Annotated in this window: 21 protein-coding genes and 1 pseudogene; 10 read left to right on the top strand and 12 right to left on the bottom strand. The window is 48.0% G+C overall.

Features of this window, described 5'->3' with window-relative positions:
• Window positions 1–158: 158 nt before the first annotated feature.
• Entirely contained in the window at window positions 159–458 is a 300-nt protein-coding gene (locus HMPREF9442_RS15580) for a hypothetical protein (protein ID WP_147639874.1), read from the top strand.
• Window positions 459–651: 193 nt separating this feature from the next.
• Here the strand turns inward: HMPREF9442_RS15580 and HMPREF9442_RS16625 are convergent, their stop codons facing one another.
• Together HMPREF9442_RS16625 and HMPREF9442_RS16620 are read right to left on the bottom strand one after the other, a co-directional pair.
• A complete protein-coding gene (locus HMPREF9442_RS16625; RefSeq protein ID WP_253271002.1) occupies window positions 652–1,203 on the bottom strand; it encodes a hypothetical protein in 552 nt (183 codons plus the stop codon).
• Window positions 1,204–1,363: 160 nt separating this feature from the next.
• Window positions 1,364–2,080 (bottom strand): AlbA family DNA-binding domain-containing protein, encoded by a 717-nt coding sequence (locus tag HMPREF9442_RS16620; protein ID WP_008625230.1) that lies wholly within the window; start codon window positions 2,078–2,080, stop codon window positions 1,364–1,366.
• A gap of 298 nt (window positions 2,081–2,378) precedes the next feature.
• On the opposite strand from HMPREF9442_RS16620, the pseudogene HMPREF9442_RS03065 reads away from it, so the two are divergent.
• The 5 genes and pseudogenes from HMPREF9442_RS03065 to HMPREF9442_RS03045 all read left to right on the top strand — a co-directional run bounded on the left by HMPREF9442_RS03065 (window position 2,379) and on the right by HMPREF9442_RS03045 (window position 5,747).
• A pseudogene (locus HMPREF9442_RS03065) lies at window positions 2,379–3,499 on the top strand (tyrosine-type recombinase/integrase).
• A gap of 80 nt (window positions 3,500–3,579) precedes the next feature.
• On the top strand, window positions 3,580–3,972 hold the full coding sequence (locus HMPREF9442_RS03060; RefSeq protein ID WP_008620118.1) for an Imm51 family immunity protein: 393 nt from the start codon (window positions 3,580–3,582) through the stop codon (window positions 3,970–3,972).
• Window positions 3,973–4,075: 103 nt separating this feature from the next.
• On the top strand, window positions 4,076–4,816 hold the full coding sequence (locus HMPREF9442_RS03055) for a toxin-antitoxin system YwqK family antitoxin (protein ID WP_008625219.1): 741 nt from the start codon (window positions 4,076–4,078) through the stop codon (window positions 4,814–4,816).
• 74 nt (window positions 4,817–4,890) lie between these two features.
• Window positions 4,891–5,334, top strand: coding sequence for a hypothetical protein (locus HMPREF9442_RS03050; protein ID WP_008625218.1), 444 nt, complete (start codon window positions 4,891–4,893; stop codon window positions 5,332–5,334).
• A 35-nt stretch (window positions 5,335–5,369) separates the two neighbouring features.
• Window positions 5,370–5,747 (top strand): hypothetical protein, encoded by a 378-nt coding sequence (locus HMPREF9442_RS03045; protein ID WP_253271001.1) that lies wholly within the window; start codon window positions 5,370–5,372, stop codon window positions 5,745–5,747.
• Here the strand turns inward: HMPREF9442_RS03045 and HMPREF9442_RS03040 are convergent.
• Window positions 5,731–6,126 carry a hypothetical protein gene (locus HMPREF9442_RS03040; RefSeq protein ID WP_008625216.1) on the bottom strand — a complete coding sequence of 132 codons (396 nt, stop codon included), beginning with the start codon at window positions 6,124–6,126 and terminating at the stop codon, window positions 5,731–5,733. The two genes, HMPREF9442_RS03045 and HMPREF9442_RS03040, sit on opposite strands and share 17 nt — an antisense overlap.
• A 4-nt stretch (window positions 6,127–6,130) precedes the next feature.
• Window positions 6,131–6,412 (bottom strand): Imm17 family immunity protein, encoded by a 282-nt coding sequence (locus HMPREF9442_RS03035; protein ID WP_008625215.1) that lies wholly within the window; start codon window positions 6,410–6,412, stop codon window positions 6,131–6,133.
• Between the two features lie 632 nt (window positions 6,413–7,044).
• Between HMPREF9442_RS03035 and HMPREF9442_RS03025 the strand changes: the two genes are divergently transcribed.
• On the top strand, window positions 7,045–7,344 hold the full coding sequence (locus HMPREF9442_RS03025) for a WG repeat-containing protein (protein ID WP_253271000.1): 300 nt from the start codon (window positions 7,045–7,047) through the stop codon (window positions 7,342–7,344).
• 40 nt (window positions 7,345–7,384) lie between these two features.
• On the opposite strand, the gene HMPREF9442_RS15575 is transcribed toward HMPREF9442_RS03025, so the two are convergent.
• Window positions 7,385–7,561 carry a restriction endonuclease subunit S domain-containing protein gene (locus HMPREF9442_RS15575; protein WP_232038294.1) on the bottom strand — a complete coding sequence of 59 codons (177 nt, stop codon included), beginning with the start codon at window positions 7,559–7,561 and terminating at the stop codon, window positions 7,385–7,387.
• Window positions 7,562–7,770: 209 nt separating this feature from the next.
• Here HMPREF9442_RS15575 and kdsA point away from each other — a divergent pair, with 209 nt between their 5' ends.
• From kdsA to HMPREF9442_RS03010, 3 genes are all read left to right on the top strand, one after another.
• Complete coding sequence (kdsA, locus tag HMPREF9442_RS03020; RefSeq protein WP_008625212.1) at window positions 7,771–8,523, top strand: 3-deoxy-8-phosphooctulonate synthase; 753 nt, start codon at window positions 7,771–7,773, stop codon at window positions 8,521–8,523.
• Window positions 8,520–9,470: a KpsF/GutQ family sugar-phosphate isomerase gene (locus HMPREF9442_RS03015; protein ID WP_008625211.1), complete on the top strand. Its 951-nt coding sequence runs from the start codon at window positions 8,520–8,522 to the stop codon at window positions 9,468–9,470. The genes kdsA and HMPREF9442_RS03015 overlap by 4 nt, the downstream gene beginning before the upstream one ends.
• Window positions 9,471–9,542: 72 nt before the next feature.
• Window positions 9,543–10,820, top strand: a complete 1,278-nt coding sequence (locus HMPREF9442_RS03010) for a phospholipase D-like domain-containing protein (RefSeq protein ID WP_008625210.1) — start codon at window positions 9,543–9,545, stop codon at window positions 10,818–10,820.
• A gap of 9 nt (window positions 10,821–10,829) precedes the next feature.
• Here the strand turns inward: HMPREF9442_RS03010 and HMPREF9442_RS03005 are convergent, their stop codons facing one another.
• The 7 genes from HMPREF9442_RS03005 to HMPREF9442_RS02975 form a co-directional block, all read right to left on the bottom strand.
• A complete protein-coding gene (locus HMPREF9442_RS03005) occupies window positions 10,830–13,043 on the bottom strand; it encodes a tetratricopeptide repeat protein (RefSeq protein ID WP_008625209.1) in 2,214 nt (737 codons plus the stop codon).
• Between the two features lie 4 nt (window positions 13,044–13,047).
• The gene (locus tag HMPREF9442_RS03000; RefSeq protein WP_008625203.1) at window positions 13,048–14,010 is read right to left on the bottom strand and encodes an ABC transporter substrate-binding protein; all 963 of its coding nucleotides are present in this window, start codon (window positions 14,008–14,010) and stop codon (window positions 13,048–13,050) included.
• Window positions 14,011–14,085: 75 nt separating this feature from the next.
• Window positions 14,086–15,333, bottom strand: a complete 1,248-nt coding sequence (locus HMPREF9442_RS02995; RefSeq protein ID WP_008625201.1) for a phosphoglycerate kinase — start codon at window positions 15,331–15,333, stop codon at window positions 14,086–14,088.
• A 173-nt stretch (window positions 15,334–15,506) separates the two neighbouring features.
• A complete protein-coding gene (gene nth / locus HMPREF9442_RS02990; RefSeq protein ID WP_008625199.1) occupies window positions 15,507–16,175 on the bottom strand; it encodes an endonuclease III in 669 nt (222 codons plus the stop codon).
• A 284-nt stretch (window positions 16,176–16,459) separates the two neighbouring features.
• On the bottom strand, window positions 16,460–17,536 hold the full coding sequence (locus HMPREF9442_RS15570; RefSeq protein WP_157183520.1) for a leucine-rich repeat domain-containing protein: 1,077 nt from the start codon (window positions 17,534–17,536) through the stop codon (window positions 16,460–16,462).
• Between the two features lie 481 nt (window positions 17,537–18,017).
• Entirely contained in the window at window positions 18,018–18,485 is a 468-nt protein-coding gene (locus HMPREF9442_RS02980) for a nucleoside deaminase (RefSeq protein WP_008625193.1), read from the bottom strand.
• Window positions 18,486–18,532: 47 nt separating this feature from the next.
• Window positions 18,533–22,861, bottom strand: coding sequence for a translocation/assembly module TamB domain-containing protein (locus tag HMPREF9442_RS02975; RefSeq protein ID WP_253270999.1), 4,329 nt, complete (start codon window positions 22,859–22,861; stop codon window positions 18,533–18,535).
• Window positions 22,862–23,046: the final 185 nt, after the last annotated feature.

Below are 23,046 nucleotides of genomic sequence, written 5' to 3'. Positions count from 1 at the left end.
GGTAACCGTTACAGGATTGTACCATTGGAGCGTGAAGATAGTAAGCCTGCAATCCTCTCCGAATGAATGAGGAAAAAGACTTTTTGATTTCTTCCAGTAAAAATAAGGATTCAAGCGGTAATTTCGTATCTTTGCGTAAGATAGAATATAGGATTGATATGACACCAGAAGAAAAGGCAAGGCAAAAAATAGACCGGTGGTTTGCTGATGCAGGTTGGAAAGTAGTCAACAGGGATGAGTACGAACCAACTTGTACGGCTGTTGCCATAAGAGAAGGTTTATTGAAAGGAAATCTTGAAGCCGATTATTTCCTATTTATTAATGTGCCGCTGCCGAAGTTTTACACGTTCAAGTCGAGGGAAGAACGGGAACGCATTCTATACCGGAATTTCGTGAATGTGGGAATGGAGGTTAAAGAGATGATAAAGGATGTGCTGAACAAACGCAAAGCCAAATAGCGGTCAACAAACCGAACAGAGGGAGAAAAAAGGGAAACGCCTGCAATAACCACGAAATTATTGCAGGCGTTTTTATGGTTTCAAGCCATTGATAAAAATATTTCGGACAAAAAACGATTCTAGCGGCCTTTGAAAAAGTATTTGATAAACAGTAGTTTATAATCTTACGGCCCTAAAAACGATTCTTGCGGCCCTAAACGAACGAAGGGAAATCAGGTGTTTTTGTGTAGCGTGTATATTTGCCTGCACCTTCTTTCTGTATAAGCCCCACATCTTCCACTTTTGAGATAAGTGACCTAATCTGCTTTTCGGACAATATATCTACAAATGTCTCCTTGAGCGTAGAACGGCTAATAAAACCGTTTTTACGGAAACTGTCTGACACCATTTTAAGATGGTTCATGTTCAATCCTTTCAGTTTTTCAACCGCCTCGTTGCGGTAGTCATCGGACAAGCGGTAAGAGCCGTTCTCGTCTATGACCAGACCTTCTTCGGTCAATTTTTGCAGGAGATGCCTTTCAAGTCCCTCGTAATCCCTCATTGCGACTTTGTACAAAGTCAGCAATTTAAAGACGTTCAACTGTCCGGCCGGGGTTCTGCGGTTCTGCTCGTTTCGGATGAATATGACAAAAGCTGCATCCAATATCGGAGCTTTGAACGTGAGGTTTACCTGATATGGGTCTGTTCCCGGATAGTCCGGCAGAGCCTTTCCCTCCATGATGCAGTTGTAGAACATTTTATCCACTCCCTGACCGCCTCCTTATTGAACGAAGGTATATCGAAGATGTAAGGGCCGTCATTGTAATGCAGAAGCGGATTGCTCGCCGGCTAGTTGATATAATCCCACACCTTGTCAATCACTATGAACAACGGAAGTTGGAATTCCTTGCGTGCGGTGTATTGTATTACATTCTGAACTCCACCACAATATTGTTCTGCGGCAGACATTTCCGTATGGCTTCGGATTTGCCGAGCAGTATAAGAGCCGCATAATTCAGCTTGCCGTCTTTGAGCAGGTCCAAATCCGACAAGACCTGTTCATCGGGACAGTTGCGGAACAGCGGATTTTCCTGTTTCCGGGCATATTGGGTTTTCATTTCCACTATGGCTTCCTTATCCAAATCCTCAATGGCAAGTCCTTCGCATATCTTCGCCGAGAAATCCGATTCCTGTTCGGACAGCACATTGAATATCTCGGTATCGGACATTTCACGCAGGCTCTCTCCGGTACGCATAAGGGGCACACCCTCAAAACGCAACAACCGACCTACAGGGCGTGACGGAACGGTAATGACAAACACACGCTTATCCTCTTCGTACAATTCTGCTGTTTCCACCCTTATGCCCAACCGTTTGTAGATTTCATCCACGAGTTGCCCGACTTCATTTTGCGCAAAATCAGAGCCGACCACTGCATGGGGTATATGGTCTGCCATACCCAACACCAACCGTCCGCCTCTTTCATTCGCCAAAGCGACAATATACCCCAAGACACACCGCCGCCTGTCTTTAGGGTCGGTGTGTTTTCCTCCGGTGAACGGATAGTTATGCTTTGCCTCCTTAAATTCTATATGGTCTTCGCTTTCGCGCAGTTGCTTCAAATCCTCAATTGTCATTTCCATAAATGTAGTCTCGGTCTAAAATAAAGTACAAAGGTACAAAAATGTAGGAGACAGAGGCTATGTTTTGCTATCTAATATTGCCGCAGGAATGTTGGAAATGACGGAGCCGAACCATCTCGATATGAGGGGTATAAAGGTAAGAGGAGAACACCGACAAAAGAGATGGCAGAGATGGAATTTGTGTTTTTTGTAAAATGCTGGTTGCGAGGTAAAAAATCAGACTAAAAATGCAGACGGTATGGCGGAAATTCTGTACTTTTGCTGTTGGAGGGTATTGTTCTTCCAAATCAAAAGTATTATGGACGCATATCGACCCAAGCAGCGCATCACGCTCTCTTTCGCCAAGCGGAACGGGCGCAACTGCATAGCGGCCGCCTATGGTGGCGATGAGGCTTTGCGGCAAAGTTTGTCGTGCGAACCCAGTGCAATCATAACAGGCGATACCGCCTATCTGCCGGCAGAGGATTTCGTGCTTGCCGAGTTCCTCGACCGCTATGTAAAAATGGCGTTTATAGACTATTCCGCCATCAAGGAAACCGCACCCCGTAAAGAGGAAGACAAACGGCCGCCACTGCCGGAAGGCTATCTGGAAAAACTTCAGCAAGTGCGTTACAGTGACCATACCGTAAGGGTATATACCTCCTATTTCCGCGATTTCCAACAGCATTTCGAGGGGCGTAAGATTGAAACGGTTACCCCCGGCGAGATAAACGACTACCTGCTGTATCTCATCCACGAGAAAAACATATCCTCCTGCCAGCAAAACCAGCGTATCAACGCCATCAAGTTCTATTACGAGAAAGTTCTCGGCCAGGAACGGCGGTGTTACAAGGTGAACCGTGCCAAACGGGAGAAGACGCTGCCCGACGTGTTGAGCAAGGAGGAAATAAAGAAAATACTCGACGTGACGGTGACAGACCTGCGTTTCTTCTGTATGTTCTCCATACTCTACTCCGCAGGGTTGCGCATCAGCGAACTGCTGGAACTGAAACCCGGCGACATCAACGAATCCCTTTCCCTGATACGGGTGCGTCAGGGAAAGGGCAAGAAGGACCGCTACACCCTGCTGTCAAGACCGTTGATGAAAAAACTGACGAAATATAACAGGTTGTACAAACCGAAAGTGTGGTTCTTTGAACAAAGACCGTGAGAACCTTTCACCGAGAGTATCGTGTCGAAACGGCTGAAGGCAGCGGCCCGGGAAGCGGGAATCACGAAACGGATTTATCCGCACCTGCTGCGCCATTCGTTCGCCACCCACTTGCTGGAGCAAGGAACCGACATCAAGATAGTGAAAGGGCTTATGGGAGACATAACAACATCAAGACAACGGAAAGGTATGTCCACATAGCCGGCACTTTCAAAAGCAATATCAAAAGCCCGTTGGACGATCTGTTGATGGAGGAAGACGAGGTCTGATACTTAAAGAAAATAACAGCCAAATCGGCTGATAGCATAACATTATTCGCAATAGTAAAACAATTAAAAATTAAAAGATTATGGCAACAACAGAAGAAAGAGACATCTTTAATAATGAGTATGTTCAAATTTACACAAATGGTTCTGGTAACATCGTTCTGCTCTTCCAAAATGAGGTTGAAAAAACATTGGCAATAGGAGAGCAAATGAATGAGATAAACGAAGAGGCGTACATGAACGGTTACAACTGGGATGCCTTCTTCAACTACTATCTGGAAGAAAATGCACCAGACATTTTGGAAAGTATGGAAAGCGACCCTGAAGCTGGTTCTTACGCAGCTTATTTTGAGGACACCGCAGAAAACGAGCAAAAAGCAAAACGCTTTGCCGACATTATCATCTCTTTAATAGAAAACGAAGAAGAAATATATAAAATTCTTCGAGAGAAAGGAGATGAAATCGAATGGGATTAACCATTTGTATAAATAGAAATAATTATGCGGATAACACGCAGATAAGCAACCGTAACAGGTTGCTATCTGCATCCCATTATCAACCTCAAAAAGTAAAAATACAATGAATAGAATATTAACACTATACCTTTTTTTGCTATTGTGTGGCACGGCTTCCGCACAACGAACAGTAGAATGGAATGATTTGCAGACCCTAACGGATGACGCACGGCGCACGGTATATTATAAAAAAGACAGTAAACGGCCGTTGCAGGGAAAATATCGCATTATACGAGGACTTGACGAGGAACACGTGAAACTTTCAGACGGCATGATAAACGGAGACTATCGCCGCTACCGTGACGGGGTATTGCGTGAGTCGGGCATATATGTCAAGGGCAAGCGTAACGGAACATTCACGGAATACTACCAAGACGGCGTTACTCCCCGAAAGGAAACACCCATGCTGCAAGGCAAAATAGACGGGACTGTAAAGACCTATTTCCGTAACGGAAAAATAGAGATTGAAAAGGAGTACAAACAGAGTGTGGAGAACGGACGGGAACGCCGCTTTGCCAACAAGGCGGGTGAGCAGATTTTTGAATCTCATTATATCGACGGGAAAAAAGATGGCGAGGAATGGGAAATCTTCGAGGACGGCCGCGCAATACGCAGCAAGACTACACGTCACTACTGTAACGGAAAACTCGATGGTTCGTACCGTGTGGAATCAACATGGGAGGGCAAACCTTATATAACCATTGAGGGACAATACACCAACGGTGAGAAATCGGGGCAATGGATACAGCATAACCACCAAGATAATACCCAAACCTGCACATGGCATGGTGAAGGTGGGGCTTAAACTGAAATGAAGACAGTCATCATAACACTACTTTTGACTTGTACATCGAGTTAGACCGTTCACGATAATCTTAAATGAAGAAACAGGACTATAAAGAGCAAGAACGACATTATTATTTCTTCGACTATCTGTTCTGGTTGGGAGAAATAACATGGGAAAACTATCACAAGGTCAATTTCAAACAACCCCGAGGAAGTGACATGCTGTGGGCCTGTATCACGCTTTTTATATTCATGCCGGTTCTGACCATCGCCGGTCATTTTCTGGATGACTTGGCATTCGAGGTGTTTGGAGCCGTTCTTCTAATCGTGTACTCCGTTTCTGTCTTCATGACAGACCGTCTGTTCGGCAAAATATACCCGCCTTCCCGGCGGAAAGCGGTCGTGCAGCATTATGCGGGGCGCAAGTTCAGTCCCTTCCGGCGCAACCTGTTCTTTTTCACTCTCTATTTGCTTCTTATTCCCGCAATGGTTTTATTAGGAACTGCTCTGAAATGGATAACTGAAATACTTAAATGACAAATAAAAGAAACATTTTTAGCCGATTTTTCCGTATGATTGCGATGATACATAAAACCGCATATATCCTCGCTTACGATATGCTGCGAAAGAAAGGCGTGCATGATTGGGTGGAGCGTCGGGCTGGCGGGATAATCGGGCTTCCCTACCTCTCTTTAATTTTGGTGGCATTACTTACATTAAAAGACGAACCGAGTACCGGTCATAAAATCGTTACCGGCATACTGATTGGATGGGCGGTTGTCGCTGCATGGTGCACTTCCGGATTTCAGTTCAAAACTTCTGATTGGAGAATGGAAGTCCGGGAAGAACTTGATTTGCGTTACTTGTACTGGAAAAAGGCGATAGCGGTGTACTATGCCGTTGTCATTGCAGTGGCGGTAGCGGCAGGCATTGTCATGCCCTATATATAAATCCGAGGTAAAACATCAGTACGGCATTCCCCACAGCCAGTGCGATGGAGATAAGAAGAATTTCAGCAAGTCTCCTGCCAATATGTTTCATATTCCGGTAATGTTCACTGATCACTTTCCGATGTCCGGCTGTGTAACGGAGCTTGCAGAATATGGAGGGCAGAAGGCAGAACAACATTACGATGACAAGGGCGACAATCCAACTGAAAAAGCGAAACATCAACGGTATTCCAAGCGGTATGGTTATGGCAAACAGCCAGCATAGGAAAAGCAACATTCTCCCATTGAGATTGCTATGTTCTCGCTCGCTCCATTTTTCGGCGACATACCACATATAGTCGATGAAGCAGAACCGGTATTTCCGATTGTTCTTTCCCATACCGTTATTTCCATGCAAAAAATATCGTCAGGCAGGCAATTATCGCCATGCCGACCAATACCATCTGAACCTTGCGGCGTGTTTCAGGCTTGCAACCGTCAAAGAACCATAGCGTGCTGTTGAATTGCCAATGACACGCCCATTTCCAACGGAGCAGCAATCCTGCAAGCCAAAGGGCAAGCAGTGCGGCTGCAAACAGCAGTCCGTATTTCGGATGAGCCTGCGCCCACTCGAAAAAAGATTCTGCCTTGCTGTTCATAGTTTCGTATATATCGGTAATCGTCATACTTATGATTAAAAGGATTCCGAACACAAAAATAATGTTTTCCGCTCACTTAATCATCACGTTATGCCGAAAAACAATGTGCCGGATGTCCTTTGTCTGCCGCAAAAACAGTATTTTTGCGAAAACGAAAAGCAGAGATGGGTTTCAGACGGAAATATAAGTTCAGTATAATAGACCACCTGTATTATGCGGGTCGCATACGACGCATCCACAACAGGTGGTTTATGCCGTTGGATGCTATCTTTTTGTGGGTTTTCGCTGTTGTCCCTTCGCTTCTTATAATAAGATTCCTATATTGGGTAATACCGTTGTGGCTGCCGTCAGCTTTGTCTGTCGGCTTGGTCTGGGCAGCAGTAGAGGTGTATTCAAAGATTGAAAAGAAGTACTTTACCAAAGCGCGGGAGCGTGCCTATTACCGCCTTTATCCTGAAAGGAAAGATAAAAACTACTTCTGGTTGCAGTTGCTGTTACCCCTCTGCCTGTATTCGATAGTTTTAGGCATAAGTCTTTGGCTTTTCTTAGTATGAGCAGGAAGAAGGATAATAGTTCATGGTTCTGATAATTTTAAGATTTACACTATGGGCAAAATTCCAACGATAATTGCGATAATGTTATTATGCGGTTGCAGTTCCATGAAACACTACGGTGTGTTTCAATGTGACAACGGCAACGATTATGTCAGCGAGGGACTGTACCGTATCGTGGACAAGCGAGGGCGTATCGGGTACGCGGACGAAAGCGGCAGGACAGTCATCAAGCCCCGCTTCGCCTTCGGCTTCCCATTCGAGAACGGCAAGGCTAAAGTAACGGACAAGGGAGAGATGAAAGAAGTGCCGGGTTCTGGTGGAGAATACCACTATTGGGAAAGCGACGAATGGTATTATATCGACAAGAAAGGGCAGAAAAGTGAAGAAAGTACTCCAAATATGTAGTACTAGTACCCGTCAGTTGTCTGATTGCTAACAATGGGGCTTACATCGCAATTAACACACTCCCAGTAGGATTGATTTTAGCAGAAGAGTTTGCGACAGCTTCCTCTGTTATACTTTCTGGAATATCCGAAATCAATCCATCATTTAAATCTCCTGTTTTAAGCCAAGGTATATTTCCACCATAATATGTTTTTGTTTGAACGACTAGGAGTTCCACTTGATTGCCAAGTGCCTACTTCATCCAATGCCGTCCACACCCAATTGTTAGGCACCTCAAACGGCGCGTTCTCATAATAGGGCGTATGTGTAGTAAGTCATCTTTGCGGATGCGTAATGGAATGCCAAACTTGAAAAACTTTGTTTTTCGTTTGTCTCTGCGCTTGCCTTTCGCTATCTTTGCATATTGTATTATTAAAACAGATTGTGATGGCCCCTATATTTATAGCCGGTCCGTGTGTGATTGAATCCGCTGATTTGTTGGACGAGGTGGCGTGCGAGCTGGTTCGGATAAAGCAGAAATTTAATATAGAGATTTACTTTAAGGCTTCTTTTGATAAAGCCAACCGTACTTCTGTGCATTCTTATCGTGGCCCCGGACTGGAGAAGGGTTTGCAGATGTTGGATGACGTGCGTGAGAAGTACGGTCTTAAGCTCCTGACGGATATTCATGAAAGTTTTCAGGCCGCTCCGGTGGGCGAAGTGGTGGATGTCCTGCAGATACCGGCCTTTTTGTGCCGTCAGACCGATTTGTTGGTAGCGGCAGCCCGTACCGGTAAGATTGTCAACATCAAGAAAGCTCAATTCCTGTCGGGACTTGACATGAAATACCCCGTGGAAAAAGCGCAGGAGAGCGGAGCAAAGGAGATTTGGCTGACCGAGCGCGGCAATATTTACGGTTACAATAACTTGGTGGTGGATTTCCGTAATATTCCGGATATGAAAGCCTTTGTCCCCCGTGTGGTCATGGATTGTACGCATTCCGTGCAGCGGCCCGGTGCGGCAGGCGGAAAGACCGGTGGAAACCGTGAGTTCGTGCCGGCCATGGCCTTGGCTGCGAAAGCGTTCGGTGCGGACGGATATTTCTTCGAGACGCATCCCGACCCGGAGAAAGCCATGAGCGACGGCCCGAATATGTTGTATCTGAAAGATTTGGAAACCGTAATCGCATCATTGCTATGAGCCAAGTGAAAGATATTGCCGTCAAGTGCTTCCGCGACGAAGCCCAGGCCATTTTGGATTTGATACCTCAGTTGGATGAACATTTCGATGCTGCGGTGGATTTGATGCTCCGTTGTACCGGAAAGGTAATTATAACGGGAGTGGGCAAAAGCGGGCATATCGGTGCCAAGATGGCCGCTACGTTGGCGAGTACGGGGACACCGGCTTTTTTCATCAATCCGCTGGATGTCTTCCATGGCGACTTGGGGGTGATGACACCTGATGATGTCGTCATTGCCATTTCCAACTCCGGCCAGACCGATGAACTCCTTCGTTTCATACCTTATTTATTGGAACATCATATTCCTTTGATTGGCATTTCCGGAAATCCCGATTCTTTGTTGGCCAAGTATTCCACGTGCCATTTGGTGGTCAAGGTCAGCCATGAGGCGTGCCCTTTGAATTTGGCACCGACATCCTCCACTACGGCCACTTTGGCTATGGGCGATGCCTTGGCCTGTGCGCTCATCGAGATGCGTCATTTTCAGGCAAAGGATTTTGCACAGTTCCATCCCGGCGGGACGTTGGGCAAACGCCTCTTGACCACTGCGCATGATGTGATGCGCAGCAACGACTTGCCGGTCATACCTCCCGGAATGAAGTTGGGCGAGGCCATTATCCATGTGAGCAAAGGCAAGTTGGGTCTGTGTGTGGCGATGGTAAATGATAAGGTAGTCGGGTTGATAACGGACGGCGATGTGCGGCGCGCCATGGAAAGTCTGCAGGACAAGTTCTTCAACGTCCCGGTGGAGCAGGTGATGACACGTACGCCGAAATGCGTGTCGCCGGATACCAAGATTGCCAAGATTCAAGATATCATGCACAATAACAAGATACATACGGTTTTGGTGGTGGACGATGACCGACATTTGTTGGGCGTGGTAGACCACTTCAGTTGTATGTTCTGACCAATGTATTCAATATAAAATTTATAAAAAAGGATTGAAGGCTTCGGCTCAGGTCGAGGTGTGGGAACAATTATGAGTAAATGGCGTGTCATATTCTGTGGCGTTTTGTTGTCGTTGGGGCTTGTGTCTATGGCACAGGCAAGCCCGAGTGATTCTCTCACGGTAGAGGACTTGAAAGAGAACGGTGTACTGTTTACGCCCCGTAACCGGGTGACGTTGTTACCGAGCGGTGCGGAAAAGTTTGAAGACATGTTCAAAGCGATAGAGCAGGCCCGTCATTATATCTATCTGGAGTATTTTAATTTTCGCAATGATTCTATCGGGAAAGCTTTGTTTACCTTATTGGATAAAAAGGTGCGCGAAGGGGTAAAGGTCAGGGTGATTTACGATGATTTTGGTAATGTCAGTAACGACCGCCCCTTGCGGAAAAGACATCTCAGGCAATTAAAGAGCCGGCATTTTGAGGTGGTCGTATTCGATCCCATCGTGTTTCCATGGGTGAACCACGCCTTGCACCGCGATCATCGCAAAATTGTGGTTATTGACGATAAGGTGGTGTACACCGGAGGAATGAATGTGGCCGACTATTATATTCATGGCCGTCCGGAGTTCGGTAAATGGAGGGATATGCACATGCGTTTGGAAGGAGATTGCGTCCCCCTTTACCGGCGTATATTCTGTGAAATGTGGGAACGTTGTACCGACCATAAGATCGACAGTTTGGAATATCAGCCGGATAGCCTGGCTATCCAGACTGACTTCCGGGGGCTGAAAGAAACAGCCTGCGCGGATTCTTCCGGCATTCTTTTAGGCGTGGCCAACCGTGAACCGAAGAGAAGTCCGGCGATAATCCGCAGGAGCTATATAGACGCTATTGACAATGCGCAAAAACGGATACAGATTGTGAACCCCTATTTTACTTTGGTGCCCAGTGTGAAAAAGGCCTTATATCGTGCGTTGAAGCGCGGAGTGAAGCTTGAGGTCATGTTGTCTACCAAGTGTGACGTTCCTGTCATGCCCGATGTGGCGGCCTACCATGCCAAAAGATTGATGAAACGCGGAGCCGATATTTACTATTATGAGGACGGGTTCCATCACTCGAAAGTCATGATGGTAGACAGTACGTTTTGTACGGTCGGGTCTGCTAATCTGAATAGCAGAAGCCTGAAGTTCGACTATGAAGTGAACGCTTTTATCATCGATTCCTGTACGACCCGTGAGTTACAGAACATTTTCGAGGCAGACAAACACCATTCTACTTTACTCACTCCGGAGAATTGGAAAAAGCGGCGCTCTTTCGGACGCCGCTTTATGGGATGGTTCTACCATCTTCTCATTCCCTTGATTTGATTTTGACATTCAGCTTTCCGGTTCTGGTTGGAGAATGTCCCGCATCAGGCTGATGTCCAAATCGTTCAATCCGTGTAGGAGCAATTCTTTCCGGTCTTCATCAAAGGGGGATAGCAAAGGCTGTGCCGTATCCTTCCTTTTGCTGCGGTAGAGTCTGAGGTAGTTTTGGTATTGGGTGATGGCTTCCGTTGTTTGCTTCAGGCACCATGCCGTATGTCCGGCATTGAGATAATCTTCCCATGTCACCTTGTCCTGTTGCAGTATTTTCCGGTAGTACCTGTCTGCCTGTTCCAGACGTCCCATCTTGAAGTTGCACCAGGCGATGGCCCGCCATGACGGTACTACTCTTTCCCCGTTGTATTCCAATTCATAAAAACGTTGGGCGGCCTCTTCGTAGCGTCCGAGTTGCATCAGGCATAATCCGATTTCCGAAATCAGGCGGGTATCGCCCGGGTTCATTTCTTCCAGACTCTTCAGGCAGTCGAGTTCCTGTTCATAGCGTCCCAAAGCGGAATAACACAAGTACATTTGTTTCAGAATCCATTCGTTATTCGGGCTCAACAGGTCGGCTTGTTGGTAATAGTATATGGCCTTGCTCGGCCGGTCTGTATGTTGATAGCAAAAGGCCACCTTTTGTAGCATTTCAGCGTTTGCCGTTTCGTGTTTGAGCGCTTCTTCCATATAGGCAATGGCATCCTGGTAACATTCCCTTTTCATAAGGAACGAGGCCGTCTCGCGCAAATAAGCCGGTGTTTTCAGCATACTTTCCAATACTGTATAACGGGTGAATAACTGGTCTCCCTTGAACGGGTCGTCAAACTGTGACTTACGCGGATGAAGTTTAAAGAAACGGTACAAGTCCTGCAAATAGCTACGGTAGACAGAGCCGATGTTCATGCTTTCCTTGGCTACATCCCGTAGACCTTCTTCGTTGCCTTCTATCTGTGATCCGATTTGGGAAATCATCATGTCCCGTTGCGAAGGGGCTATTTGGTTGAGCATCATGCAAAGCGAATATTTGTCCGATTCGCAGAAGTTGCCGGCTTCCATAAGCATCTGTATCGGATTGTGCCGTACGTTTGGGGGAAAGATGCCTTTCACTTCAGGTCTCCGTTTGTTGAATGGCGCGAACCAATGTGCGACGGATTGGAAAAATGAGAAGCCTTTGAGCGAGGAAAAAGTACCCAAGTTGATGTCTATCCCTTCCTTACCCATGGCGATGATGGCTTTCATGTTGTCGGCCAACTGTTTGTTGCCCCGTAACTTTTCCCATTCCGCATTCGGTTCGCCGCGTAAGGCTTTTGCCAAATCTTCCTCCATTTGCTCGAATCCCATTTTATTGCGTTGGTAGTTCCTGCTTCTGAGCAAATCGGGGAAAATTTCATTTTGCAATTTCCTTTCAGCCTTAGCCGTTTCCAGGCTGAGCAGGAATTGCTGTTGCAGGAGGATGAGTTCCCCTTTTAGGCGTTCGTCTTGCGCTAACAATGATAGTCCGTCCGAGAGGTCGGGATAGTAGACAAATCGTTTTTCGTATTGCATGTAGGTCCACACGGCAGCTGTCATGGCCCGTGCGCGGACTTTCGTATGCTCCGTCCGGCAGAAATGAAGCAGCAGGCGATATTTTTGCGGGTCGAAATATCGTTGTATGTTCAGCATGACGGCACTGATGAGCAAGGCTTGTTCATCGGCTTCCTGCCGTTCTATGAAACTTTTCAGTTTTTCAGCGTCGGACGCATGGAAAAGAGGAGCGGTCCAAATGTATTCGAACAGCTTGTCGTACACATTATAGAAATTGTTCTCCTCTGCCTCTTCCGTATAGGCCTTTCTGCAGTCCTCTGATAATTTATCCCGTAATAAATCAGCTGTTTCCATCCATTGGTCAAATGGGGAGGATTGCTCTGTATAACAGCGATTGAACGTTTCCGTATACAGGTCGTTTTCGTAACGGACGTGGTAGAGCCGTGCGGACTTGTCGAGTAGTGCGAAAGTCCGATGGGTCAGGTTACGATGGACGAGGGCTTGTTGGGGATCCGTGCCGCCCTGCGCCATGAAAGTGAGCATCATGCCATAGTCCTGTTGTACAGATTCCAGTTCACGGTTCAGTTCCGGATTCTCTGTATTGAACAAAATCCCCCGGATACAGTTCAGGGCATCGTGCATGTGGCGTGAGATGAGAGCCTCTACAGCATCGTGATAAAGAAGTTCAAAACTTTTCCTATCCATAAGTTTAAGGGATGAATGGTGTGTGGATGAGCGTGTCGCCCGTATATTCAGGCGTAATCAAATGTCGGTAAGTCAGGAAACTGAGGGCTGTGGCCACGTTGTCTTTTTCCGCTTTTTGGGCTTGAGGGTAAGCCGGTATTTTCAGGGAATCTATCGTTTCCGGTTCCACTGGGTAGCCGAGCAGTATGTTCCGTATGCTGTCCGTTTGTTCCTTACGGTTGATTTGTTCCACGGCTTTGTTGTAGCCTTGCAGCAGCAAGCGCATTTGTTCCGATTTCCTTTTGTCGGCCACAACGTCGGACGAAACCATGAAGGCCATGAGTCGTATGTGTGGCTTCCGGCTGTCGTAGATGCTCCTATGTCCTTTCAGCTTGGCTTGCGTGGCATACGGTTCGGGAAGGAAAGCTGCGTCTATCGTGGCATTGTTCAGCATGTCGTACCGGAGCCGGATGTCGTTGATTTGGGGATGGTAGACCGTAGACGGTTCCAGACGTGCCTGTCCGATGACCGTGTCTAACAAGAGGTCTGTCACCGAGTGGCGGGCCATGGCCACCATCCGTTCCTTTAAATGTTTGGTCTGTCGTATGCGTCTGCTTTTGGCTGTCAACAATTCATGGTGTCCGTCCGCCTGCATGAATACATACAACCCCGTACCTTTGCTTTGCATCCATGCGGCACGAATCAGGTCTGTGTAGGACACGTCCACGTGCCTGCGGGCGAAAGCTGTATCACAGTCCATTTGGGCATTGAAAGTTTGCAGGCGGATGTCCAGACCTAATTCTTTGAACAGTCCGCATCGTTGGGCATAGTAGAATGGCAGGCAGTCCAAGGTCGGCATCAAGGCCACCTTAAGGGCTAAGGAATCTTGACGCGTTTTTTCGGTCTGCGAGGTAGCCGTATCGTTCTGTCCGGAATGGCATCCGCACACGATACCTAACAAGAGGAGTAGGGGAATTAACTTCTTCATGGAGTTTTGGAATGAAGAAGGGCAACCCGTATGCACAAGTCGCCCTTCGTATTTCAGAATGTCCGCCGGGACGGATTAACCTTTAATGGCTGCGATACCCGGAAGAATCTTGCCTTCGATGGCTTCGAGCAAGGCACCACCGCCCGTAGAAATGTAAGAAACCTGGTCGGCCATGCCGAACTTGTTGATACATGCTACGGAATCACCACCGCCGATGAGCGAGAACGCACCGTTTTTGGTAGCTTCGGCAATAGCCTCGGCAATGGCACGCGAACCGGCTGTGAAGTTATCGAATTCGAATACGCCGGCAGGACCGTTCCACAGAATCGTCTTGGCACCCTTGATGGCTTCGGCAAAAGCTTTTTGGGTAGCCGGACCTGCGTCTAAGCCTTCCCAACCTTCAGGAATGTTGTTGGCCGGAACCACTTGTGTGTGCGCGTCGTTGGCAAAAGCGTCGGCAGCCACGCAGTCCGTACCCAATACGAGGTTTACGCCTTTGGCCTTCGCCTTTTCGATGATATCGAGAGCCAACTGCAATTTGTCGTCTTCGCAGATGGAGTTACCGATCTTGCCGCCCTGGGCTTTGGCAAAAGTATAAGTCATACCGCCGCACAGAATCAGGTTGTCCACCTTGTCCATCAGGTTTTCGATGATACCGATTTTGGTAGAAACCTTAGAACCGCCCATGATGGCCGTGAACGGACGTTTGATGTTGCTCAACACGTTGTCTACAGCGTTCACTTCTTTCTCCATCAGATAGCCGAGCATCTTGTTGTCGGCATCGAAATAGTCGGCGATGACAGCCGTAGAAGCATGTTTGCGGTGAGCTGTTCCGAACGCGTCGTTTACGTAGCAGTCTGCGTATGAAGCCAATGTCTTGGCAAACTCTTTCTGGGAAGCCTTCATGGCTTTCTTGGCCTCTTCGTAAGCGGGGTCTTCCTTGTCGATGCCTACAGGTTTGCCTTCTTCTTCAGGATAGAAGCGGAGGTTTTCCAACAACAGAACTTCACCCGGTTTCAAAGCAGCGGCAGCGTCAGCGGCCTTGGCGCAATCGGGAGCGAATTTTACGGCTACGCCCAATTTCTCTGAAACGGCGTCTACAATCTGGCTCAAAGAAAACTTCGGGTTCACTTTGCCTTTCGGCTTGCCCATGTGGCTCATGATGATGAGCGCACCGCCTTCGGCCAGGATTTTCTTCAGCGTCGGCAATGCTCCGCGAATACGGGTATCGTCTGTAATCTTACCGTTCTCATCCAAGGGGACATTGAAGTCCACACGTACGATTGCCTTCTTGCCGGCAAACTTGTAATTGTCAATAGTCATAATTTTAAATCTTTATTTAAAGGTTTTCTGTCGTTTCTTTCTTTAATATGATGCTTTTACAGCACTGCAAAATTATACTTTTCCGCTCATATTTGCAAGAAAGCAGACCCTTTATTTGCGGAGGACGGGCTACGTTTTCACGCGGTGTTTCCGCTCGTCGTGCCACGGGTTGTTTACGGTTGGGCGGAAGGGCGTGCCGCTCCGTGGGTACGCAGGTAATGCCGGCATATCATTTTCAGTCCGCAGGCCTCGCATTTGGGCGTACGTGCCGTGCAGGTATAGCGTCCGTGCAGGATGAGCCAGTGATGGGCTTTGGGGATAATGGGAGCCGGGAAATAACGTACCAGTTGTTTTTCCACGCTGTAAGGCGTGGTGCAGGTGGCAGGGACGAGCCCGATGCGGTGGCTCACGCGGAACACATGGGTGTCTACGGCCATGGCGGCTTTTTCAAAAACGACGGCTTGGATGACGTTGGCCGTCTTACGTCCTACGCCGGGAAGTTTGACCAACTCGTCCAAATCGGAAGGAACCTCGCTGTGGTAGTTTTCCACCAACATGCGTGCCATCCCTACCAGGTGCTTGGCTTTGTTGTTGGGATAACTCACGCTACGGACGTATTCATAAATGGTTTCCGGCGTGGCGGCGGCCATGGCCTCCGGAGTGGGGTAGTCGCGGAAGAGCGGAGGGGTAATCATGTTGACCCGTTTGTCCGTACATTGGGCGGAAAGTATGACTGCTACCAACAGTTGGAACGGGTCGTGGTAGTGCAGCTCGGTTTCAGCCACGGGCATTGCTTGTTCAAAATAAGCAATGACACGGTCATAGAGTTCTTGCTTTTTCATTTTCTCTTGCTGTTTACAGGCAAAGACAGGACAAACCGAATGCCGTGAAGCTGGCTTCAGATTGCCGGAATACAGCCTATTTCGTGCAAAAGTAAGGAAAATATGCGAGGCTTGCTACTTTGCTGAACGGAAAAAACTGCATGATGGTCTAATTTTTATATTTTTATTTGATTGAAAATCGGAAGTATGGAAGATAATCTTTGTTTCTTCTTTTTACGGGTTGGGACGAAAGGAAAAAGATAGACACAGATTCAACTCCGGTTCATCACCTGTAAGGTTGTTCCTTATTCTTCTATCAGTGAGAAAGGTTTCCAGTGCTTGTCTTGTTTGTATTTCTCTGTAGAACCTTGCGGGACGTGGAGCCGGCAAACGTTGAACCTGATGCTTTCGAAGGTGTCGGCATGGATAGAGGCCGGTTCCGCAGCTTGGCAATAAATGTTTTTCAGGCCGGCACAGCCGTAAATGGCTTTTTCGCCCATCATATAAAGTGAAGCCGGAAGGTGGAGTTCTTTCAGCACAAAGCAATTCATGAGGCATTTGGACGGAATGACTTCGCATCCCTCCAATATGCGAAGGACGGAAAGGTTGCGGGGAAGGTAATAGTTTGTTTCCTTTCCCGTTTCGTTATCCTGGCTTATTTTCCGCATCTCGGTGTCGGGGGTAGTACCGAAGAGTTCGCCGAAGTTAGAATAGGTGGCCGGAGTGCCACAGGCCGGAAAGGGGACGGTTAGGGTCTTTAGCGAGCGGCAACCTGAGAATATGTGTTTGCCTAAATGATGTACGGAGGGAGGAATGGTTATTTGTTCCAACGCATGGCAGTCAGCGAAAACGCGGTCGCCGATATGAACGATTTTGTCCGGAATGTCGATTCGTGTAAAACTGTTGCATCCTTCGAATGCGGAATTTCCGAGATAGGCCACGGTGGGGGGCAGTGATACAGAAGCGAGGGAGATACAGCCCGCAAAACTATTGCTTTTGAGTTGCAACAGTCCTTCGGGGAGCTTTATTTCCGTCAGGTTTTTGCAATCGGCAAAGGCGTGCTGTCCTATGCCAGTCAGTGTGTCCGGAAGTTCTACGCTTGATAAGGACGTGCAGTAACTGAAGGCCTGGAATCCTATGTAAGTGATACCGTGGGCGACGACCACTTTTCGGATGTGGTCCAGATGGCTTTCCCAGGGAACTTCTTTTTCACCGAAAAAATCGAAAAGTGGTCCCGTACCAGTGATACGGAGTTCTTCGTTTTCAGGATTCAGGTTCCATTGAGCACGAGTTCCGCATGAACCGGAATACGGTTCGTGGGAGGATAATTCTTGCCTTTTGGGAAAGAATATTTGTGATAGGATGTTTTTGACTGTAGCCATTTGTCTATGCTGATTTGATTTATATTCCATCATTTTATTGCCCGTAGCAGATTGGTGGAGAAAAAGGGATTAAAAGTGGGGGCAATATTTGATATAAATATAGCGCAGCCTCCATCCCGTTTTTCTAATGTTGAGGTCCTGAGAAAACCCTAAGTCTGGAAAGACGGGAATGGAAGCCTGCGCATGACACAGGCATCCACCCACACTTTCTCATCAGACTTGTTTTTGAAATTTCTCAGGTTTCAACATTGACAAGAATATGCAGTAAATGCAATTTTGTTCCCACAAAGAGGATGTGTCCCGACGCTTCGTTCTACATCGCATCGGCAAAATTAAACATTTTTTCTCTAATGAAAAGAATTTATGAATATTTTTTTTGTATAAATATGAACAATGAAAAATCCAAAGCTACCTATAACGGACTTTGGATTTTTCATTAAAGAGGTACGACGTAATGGTGATAATCCGGAATGGCAGAGGGCTAATACTCTGTTTTGTCCGTCGTGTTCCGCCATAGGTCGAAAGCCGCGATGGCTTCTTCGGGCAGCAGTTCTTCCATAGCTTTCTTGCGGTCTTGACGGGGGAGAGCCAGTTCTTCGTAGATAAAGGAATCGTCAAATCCGATATCGGCTGCATCGTCCTTATTATTACCGTAGTATATTTTGTCGAGATGAGCCCAGTATATAGCACCGAGGCACATCGGGCAAGGCTCGCAAGATGTGTATATTTCGCAACCGCTAAGGTCGAAGGTGCCCAGTCGGCGGCAAGCTTCGCGGATTGCGCTGACTTCCGCATGGGCCGTCGGATCGTTGTGGGCAGTCACCCGGTTTACTCCGGTTGCGACGATTTCATCTCCTTTTACGATGACGGCACCGAACGGGCCGCCGCCGTTTTTTACGTTCTCTACTGAAAGCTCAATGGCTTTGCGCATAAATTTTTTGTTTCCCATACGCTTTGTTTTTAGTATGTTGTGAGTGAAAAAGAGAGGAACGGTATTTACGGGTTCTTCCTCCGCTTTTTGGGAATGAATACCCGAAATACGTCCCGCCACGTGTTGAAGTCCCGTTTCAGTCCGATTCCGACACCTTGAGTGGTCAGCGACGATTTGGTGAAGTAGCGGTCGTTGGTTTTGCTGTATGCCTTCAGGCTTACGTTTCCGCTCGGGGTCAACAGCCACTGCAGGTCGAAGTCGCCGATGAAGTTACCGTTCGGGTTGGTGCTGTTGTCCCGATAACCGAAATTTCCGTTGATGAGCAGGCGGTTGTTGAGCAGCCGTCCGGAGAGTAGTCCTTCTACGTCCATGTCGCTCCATCCCGTTTCGCCTGTGCTGAGGTTTGTCCCGATGTTCCAGTTGCTGTTGTTGCCGAGCAGCGTGGAAAACATTTGGTTGAGTTGCCCGCTCAGAGTAGAGGACAACAATGACTTCATGGCCACGGAGGATTGGCTTTGTTCCGTGTTGCTGTAATCGTAAGTGTAGAAACGCCCGATGCCGAGGAGGTAAATCACCTGCATGTTTTTTTCTTCTTCCGTGCTGATGAGGCTGCGCACCATCTGTTTCTCGTCTTCATTGACGTTGGGCAGGTCGAAGTCGAAACTGATTTGAGGAGACTGGGCCTTTCCGCCAAGGTTCATCAGGCAGTTCACGCGTACGTTGTTCTGGCTGAAGGTAGAGCGTGCGCTCAGGTCGTTCAGCGATACGGAGGGTACGGTGTAGACGGCTTGCAGGTTGAGGTCGGCCTGAATGGGCGGACCGCCGAATACGATGGTGCCGCCGGGGTTGAAAATGAAGTCCTTGCGGATGACGTCCTGCAACGAGAGCTTATAAATGCCATGGTCTATGGTGTACGTGCCATACATCGTAAAGTCTCCTTTATTATAATAGTTGGCACGGATATTCCCGTGTCCGTTCAGGGCGATGTAGTCACCGGCCTTCGGGTCCATAAGAATCTTCATGGTAGCTTCCGGTGTCAGGTTAAGGCGGAAATTGATGCGCATGTCCGATTCCGGTTCCGGGAGAGAGGGAAAACCAGGGGAATGGGAATGTCCTTCTATACTGTCCTCATGCGTCTTGTAGGTGATAAACTGGTTGTCTGTCAAAGTCGTTGGAGAGGACAGGTTGTAGACGAACATGGTGTTTTCTTCGGGGCGGGCATCGATGTTGATGTTCAGGTTGCCCGGCTGTCCGTTGAACCCGATTTTTCCGGTGGCGTATGCTGTCCCGCAGAACACTTCGTCCCCGAAATCCTTGACGTCATAACCCAGAATGTTATAAGCATCGATGTCGAAATCGAAACGCATGTGGGAGAGGTTGGAATGTTGGAGCACACCGTTGACTACGGCATAGTGTTCGTCTTTGCCGGGAGAGCCTTGCCGGTCGTAAACCATGGCATTACGGAAATAAATGTTGTCCGGGCGCAGGATGACGGAATCGTTGACGAGGCGGTAGTCCACTTCGGTTGCGTTGACTTTCATTCCTCCTTCGCTGACTAGCATGTCGCCTTCCAGATTGATACCTTTGAACGGGCCGAATACGCGGGTCCATCCCGAAGCTCGTCCGTGCAAGCCGGTGAATATGCCGTCTGTGTAGTGGTTCAGAAAAGCCAGGTCTATGTTTTCGGTACGAATCATCAGGTCGAGGCCTCCCTTGGGGGCAGCGCCTATTCGGATGTCTCCGTCTACACTGGTCATGCTTCTGTGGGCCGGGTCTGCCATGCGTGCGTGCAGGAAAATTGCATTTTTCTCCTTCTCCCAACCGCCGTGCAGGTTCATTTCGCCCAAATAAGCTTGGTTGAAAGTGAAGTTCCGGACATGGAGATGGGCATCCACTTCGGGGCTTTTCATCAAGTTGGTTGCGTAGATCCGTCCGGTGGCTTGTCCGGCAAAATCTACGGCGTGGAAATTGATGATGTTGAAAATGTATTCCAGATTGATGTCTTTCAGGTCAACCGTCAATGAATCGCCCGGGTTGCCCGATACGTTACCGTTGAGAATCAGGTGGCGGTCACTTTGTTCGATGGTGAATCCATTGATGTTGACTAAGCCCGGCGCGGCATGTACGCTGGATGCGTGTACGTTCCAAGCCGAGTCGTTGACGATGATTTGTGAGGGATGGAATTTGATGTCAGTCAGCATCTTTTTTTCTTCGTTTCGGGTAAACCGGGTGTCTGCCGATATGGAACCTTGATAGATTTTTTCGGCATGGTTGGTCCAATTCAGTCCTGTGTAGACATTGTCATGGGCGGCGCGGGCCAACAACCTGAAATCTACGGGAGCTTTGCCGATTTGCTTTTTGAAATCGAGAGTGCAGGTGAGGGAATCGTTGACACGGCCGGCCAGAATCCGTATGTCGTCCAATTGCTGCCCGTTGTAGTTGAACGCCGGGATGGAGGCATTGAAGTCCAGTTCCTCGGTACGGCTGTTGAAATAACCGTTGATGTGTCCGGCTTTCGGGATTTGCAAAGGGATGTCGAAAATCTTTTCAATAGGTTCCGTGTGGTCGATGTGCACGTACAAGGCTACTTCGTCCGGAGTGTCTTTTTTAAGTTGGGGTGTTTTGACGAAAGACGGGATATAGGCATGGAGCAGTTTCCGGCTGTGGGCGATTAACGTGCCGAGCCTGAAATCTCCCTCCATTTCTGCATGTAGGAAGTCGCTGTGCAGCGAGAGGTTGCGTTTGCCGGGTTCATTGGTGGCTTTAAAACATATCGGTCCGAGGGTATAGTTTTCTTCCGATGTAGACATGCAAAAATCGTTCAGGCTGATAAGTCCTTCCATGTTTTCAATGTTGTGCCCTTGGAAATCAGCTTGCAGGTTACCTTGGAACACTGTTCCGGCATACTTGGATGTTAGGGCGAGGGCATGTGGTGCGAAATGTCGGACAGAAGCTTCCGCCTTAATGTAAGGCGTGGATGAATGTAAGTTGAACTCTCCTTTCGTAGTAAGAGCGAGGTGAGGGTCATTGATGCTTACGTTGCCGGCGAATCCTCCTTTTCGGTAATCTACGTCGACTGTGATGTCGTGGTAGTCGTAATGGTTATAAGAAAAACGGCCGATGGTTCCTTGCAATAAAAGGGCAGGATAGGCACCGGAGCGCAGAAGTCCTTTGCCCGATAAGTCGAAGGCCGTCTCGCCGAATTGCTCTTCCCGTCCTGCTAGCTTGCCGAGCTGGAATCCGGGAGTATGCACTTCCGCCTCGATTTCGTTTCCTTTGGCGAAAGAGCCGGACAAGGCCAGGGTACCTAAATCGGTATGTAAATTAAGATGGCTTTTGAGATATTGGGGACGATAGGACAGGGAGCCTGTGACTTCTAATCTACCGATAGCCTGTAAATAAGGTGAAATGGAAATCTTGTCGTTTGAAGTCCATTCAGACAGTTGCTTGAGACCGGATGGGGTGATTTGCAGGTTCCGGATGTCGGCTTTTATCGTTCGTTGGGCCGGATTTTCGAGGTGTCGGATGATCAATGGGGCTTCGAGCACCATGCTCCGGTCGGGAGTGTAAAGTGCGAATTGGTCTATCAGGACTTGTTTGAGGTTTCCGCTGAACCGCGCTTCGGCAGCTAACGGTGGAAGCTCTTCAAGTACATGGTTTTGAGTTGATTTGGGGTAAAAGGGAATGAAGTCGGCGAAAGAGAATGTTCCCTGCTCGATGCTGCCTTGAAACGTGAAATCCTGATACCGTCCTTTTCCGTTCCCTTCTTGTATATGGCGGTAGCCCATAGTGAGCGGACGGAGGGCTAACCGGGAATGGGGCAGCTCGATGGTAAAATGGTCGAGCTGTGCTTTTTCCCGGTTGGCCGTAATCTTGAAAGACAGTTGTTTAAGCTGTAGGCCGGAGTGTTCTTCAAAGGAAAATTTCTTGACGTTCAGGTTCAAGGAATCTGCCGTATAACTTTTCAATGAAAGCGTGGCACTGATTTTGTCCAACACGATGTGGTTCGGATTAAAACGGCCGGGAGTAGGAGGCTTGTCATAACGGTGCCACGACAGTTTGCCCCGCCGGACAAGCACGGAATTGATGCGGAGGTTCGGGTTGGAAGGCAGACTGTCTTTTTTCGCGAAAGTGTCTATGAGAAACTGGAAGTTCGGCTTTTCCTTCTGTGTACGTTGGTAGAGGTGGATGTCGAATCCGTAGAACTGGACATTTGAAATGGATATTTTGCCGTGTAGCAATGAAGCCCATTCTATTTTGGCCGACAGGCGGGCTGCCTTTAGCAAATCCTTGTTCTTTTGGTCTTTAATGACCACGTCATCGAGAATGATACGGTTGAAATATCCCAAATCCACCCGGCTGATGGAAAGCTCTGTGTGTAAAATATCTTTCAAGGCTCCAGAGATGAGCAACGTGACACCTCTTTGCACGGCCGGAACGTGGAGTAGCGCAACCGACAACAGGTAGAAGCCCACGGCTATACCTGCGAGTACTCTGAATATTTTTCTTAATCTTTTAATATGACCCTTATTTATACGACAAAATTACTATTTTCTTTTTAGAATCCTTCACTTTGTCA

The sequence above is a fragment of the Paraprevotella xylaniphila YIT 11841 genome (genome assembly GCF_000205165.1).
GTDB classification, from domain to species: Bacteria; Bacteroidota; Bacteroidia; order Bacteroidales; family Bacteroidaceae; genus Paraprevotella; species Paraprevotella xylaniphila.
Note: the sequence above shows the minus strand (reverse complement) of the source record. Positions and strands in the feature narration are given on the sequence as shown.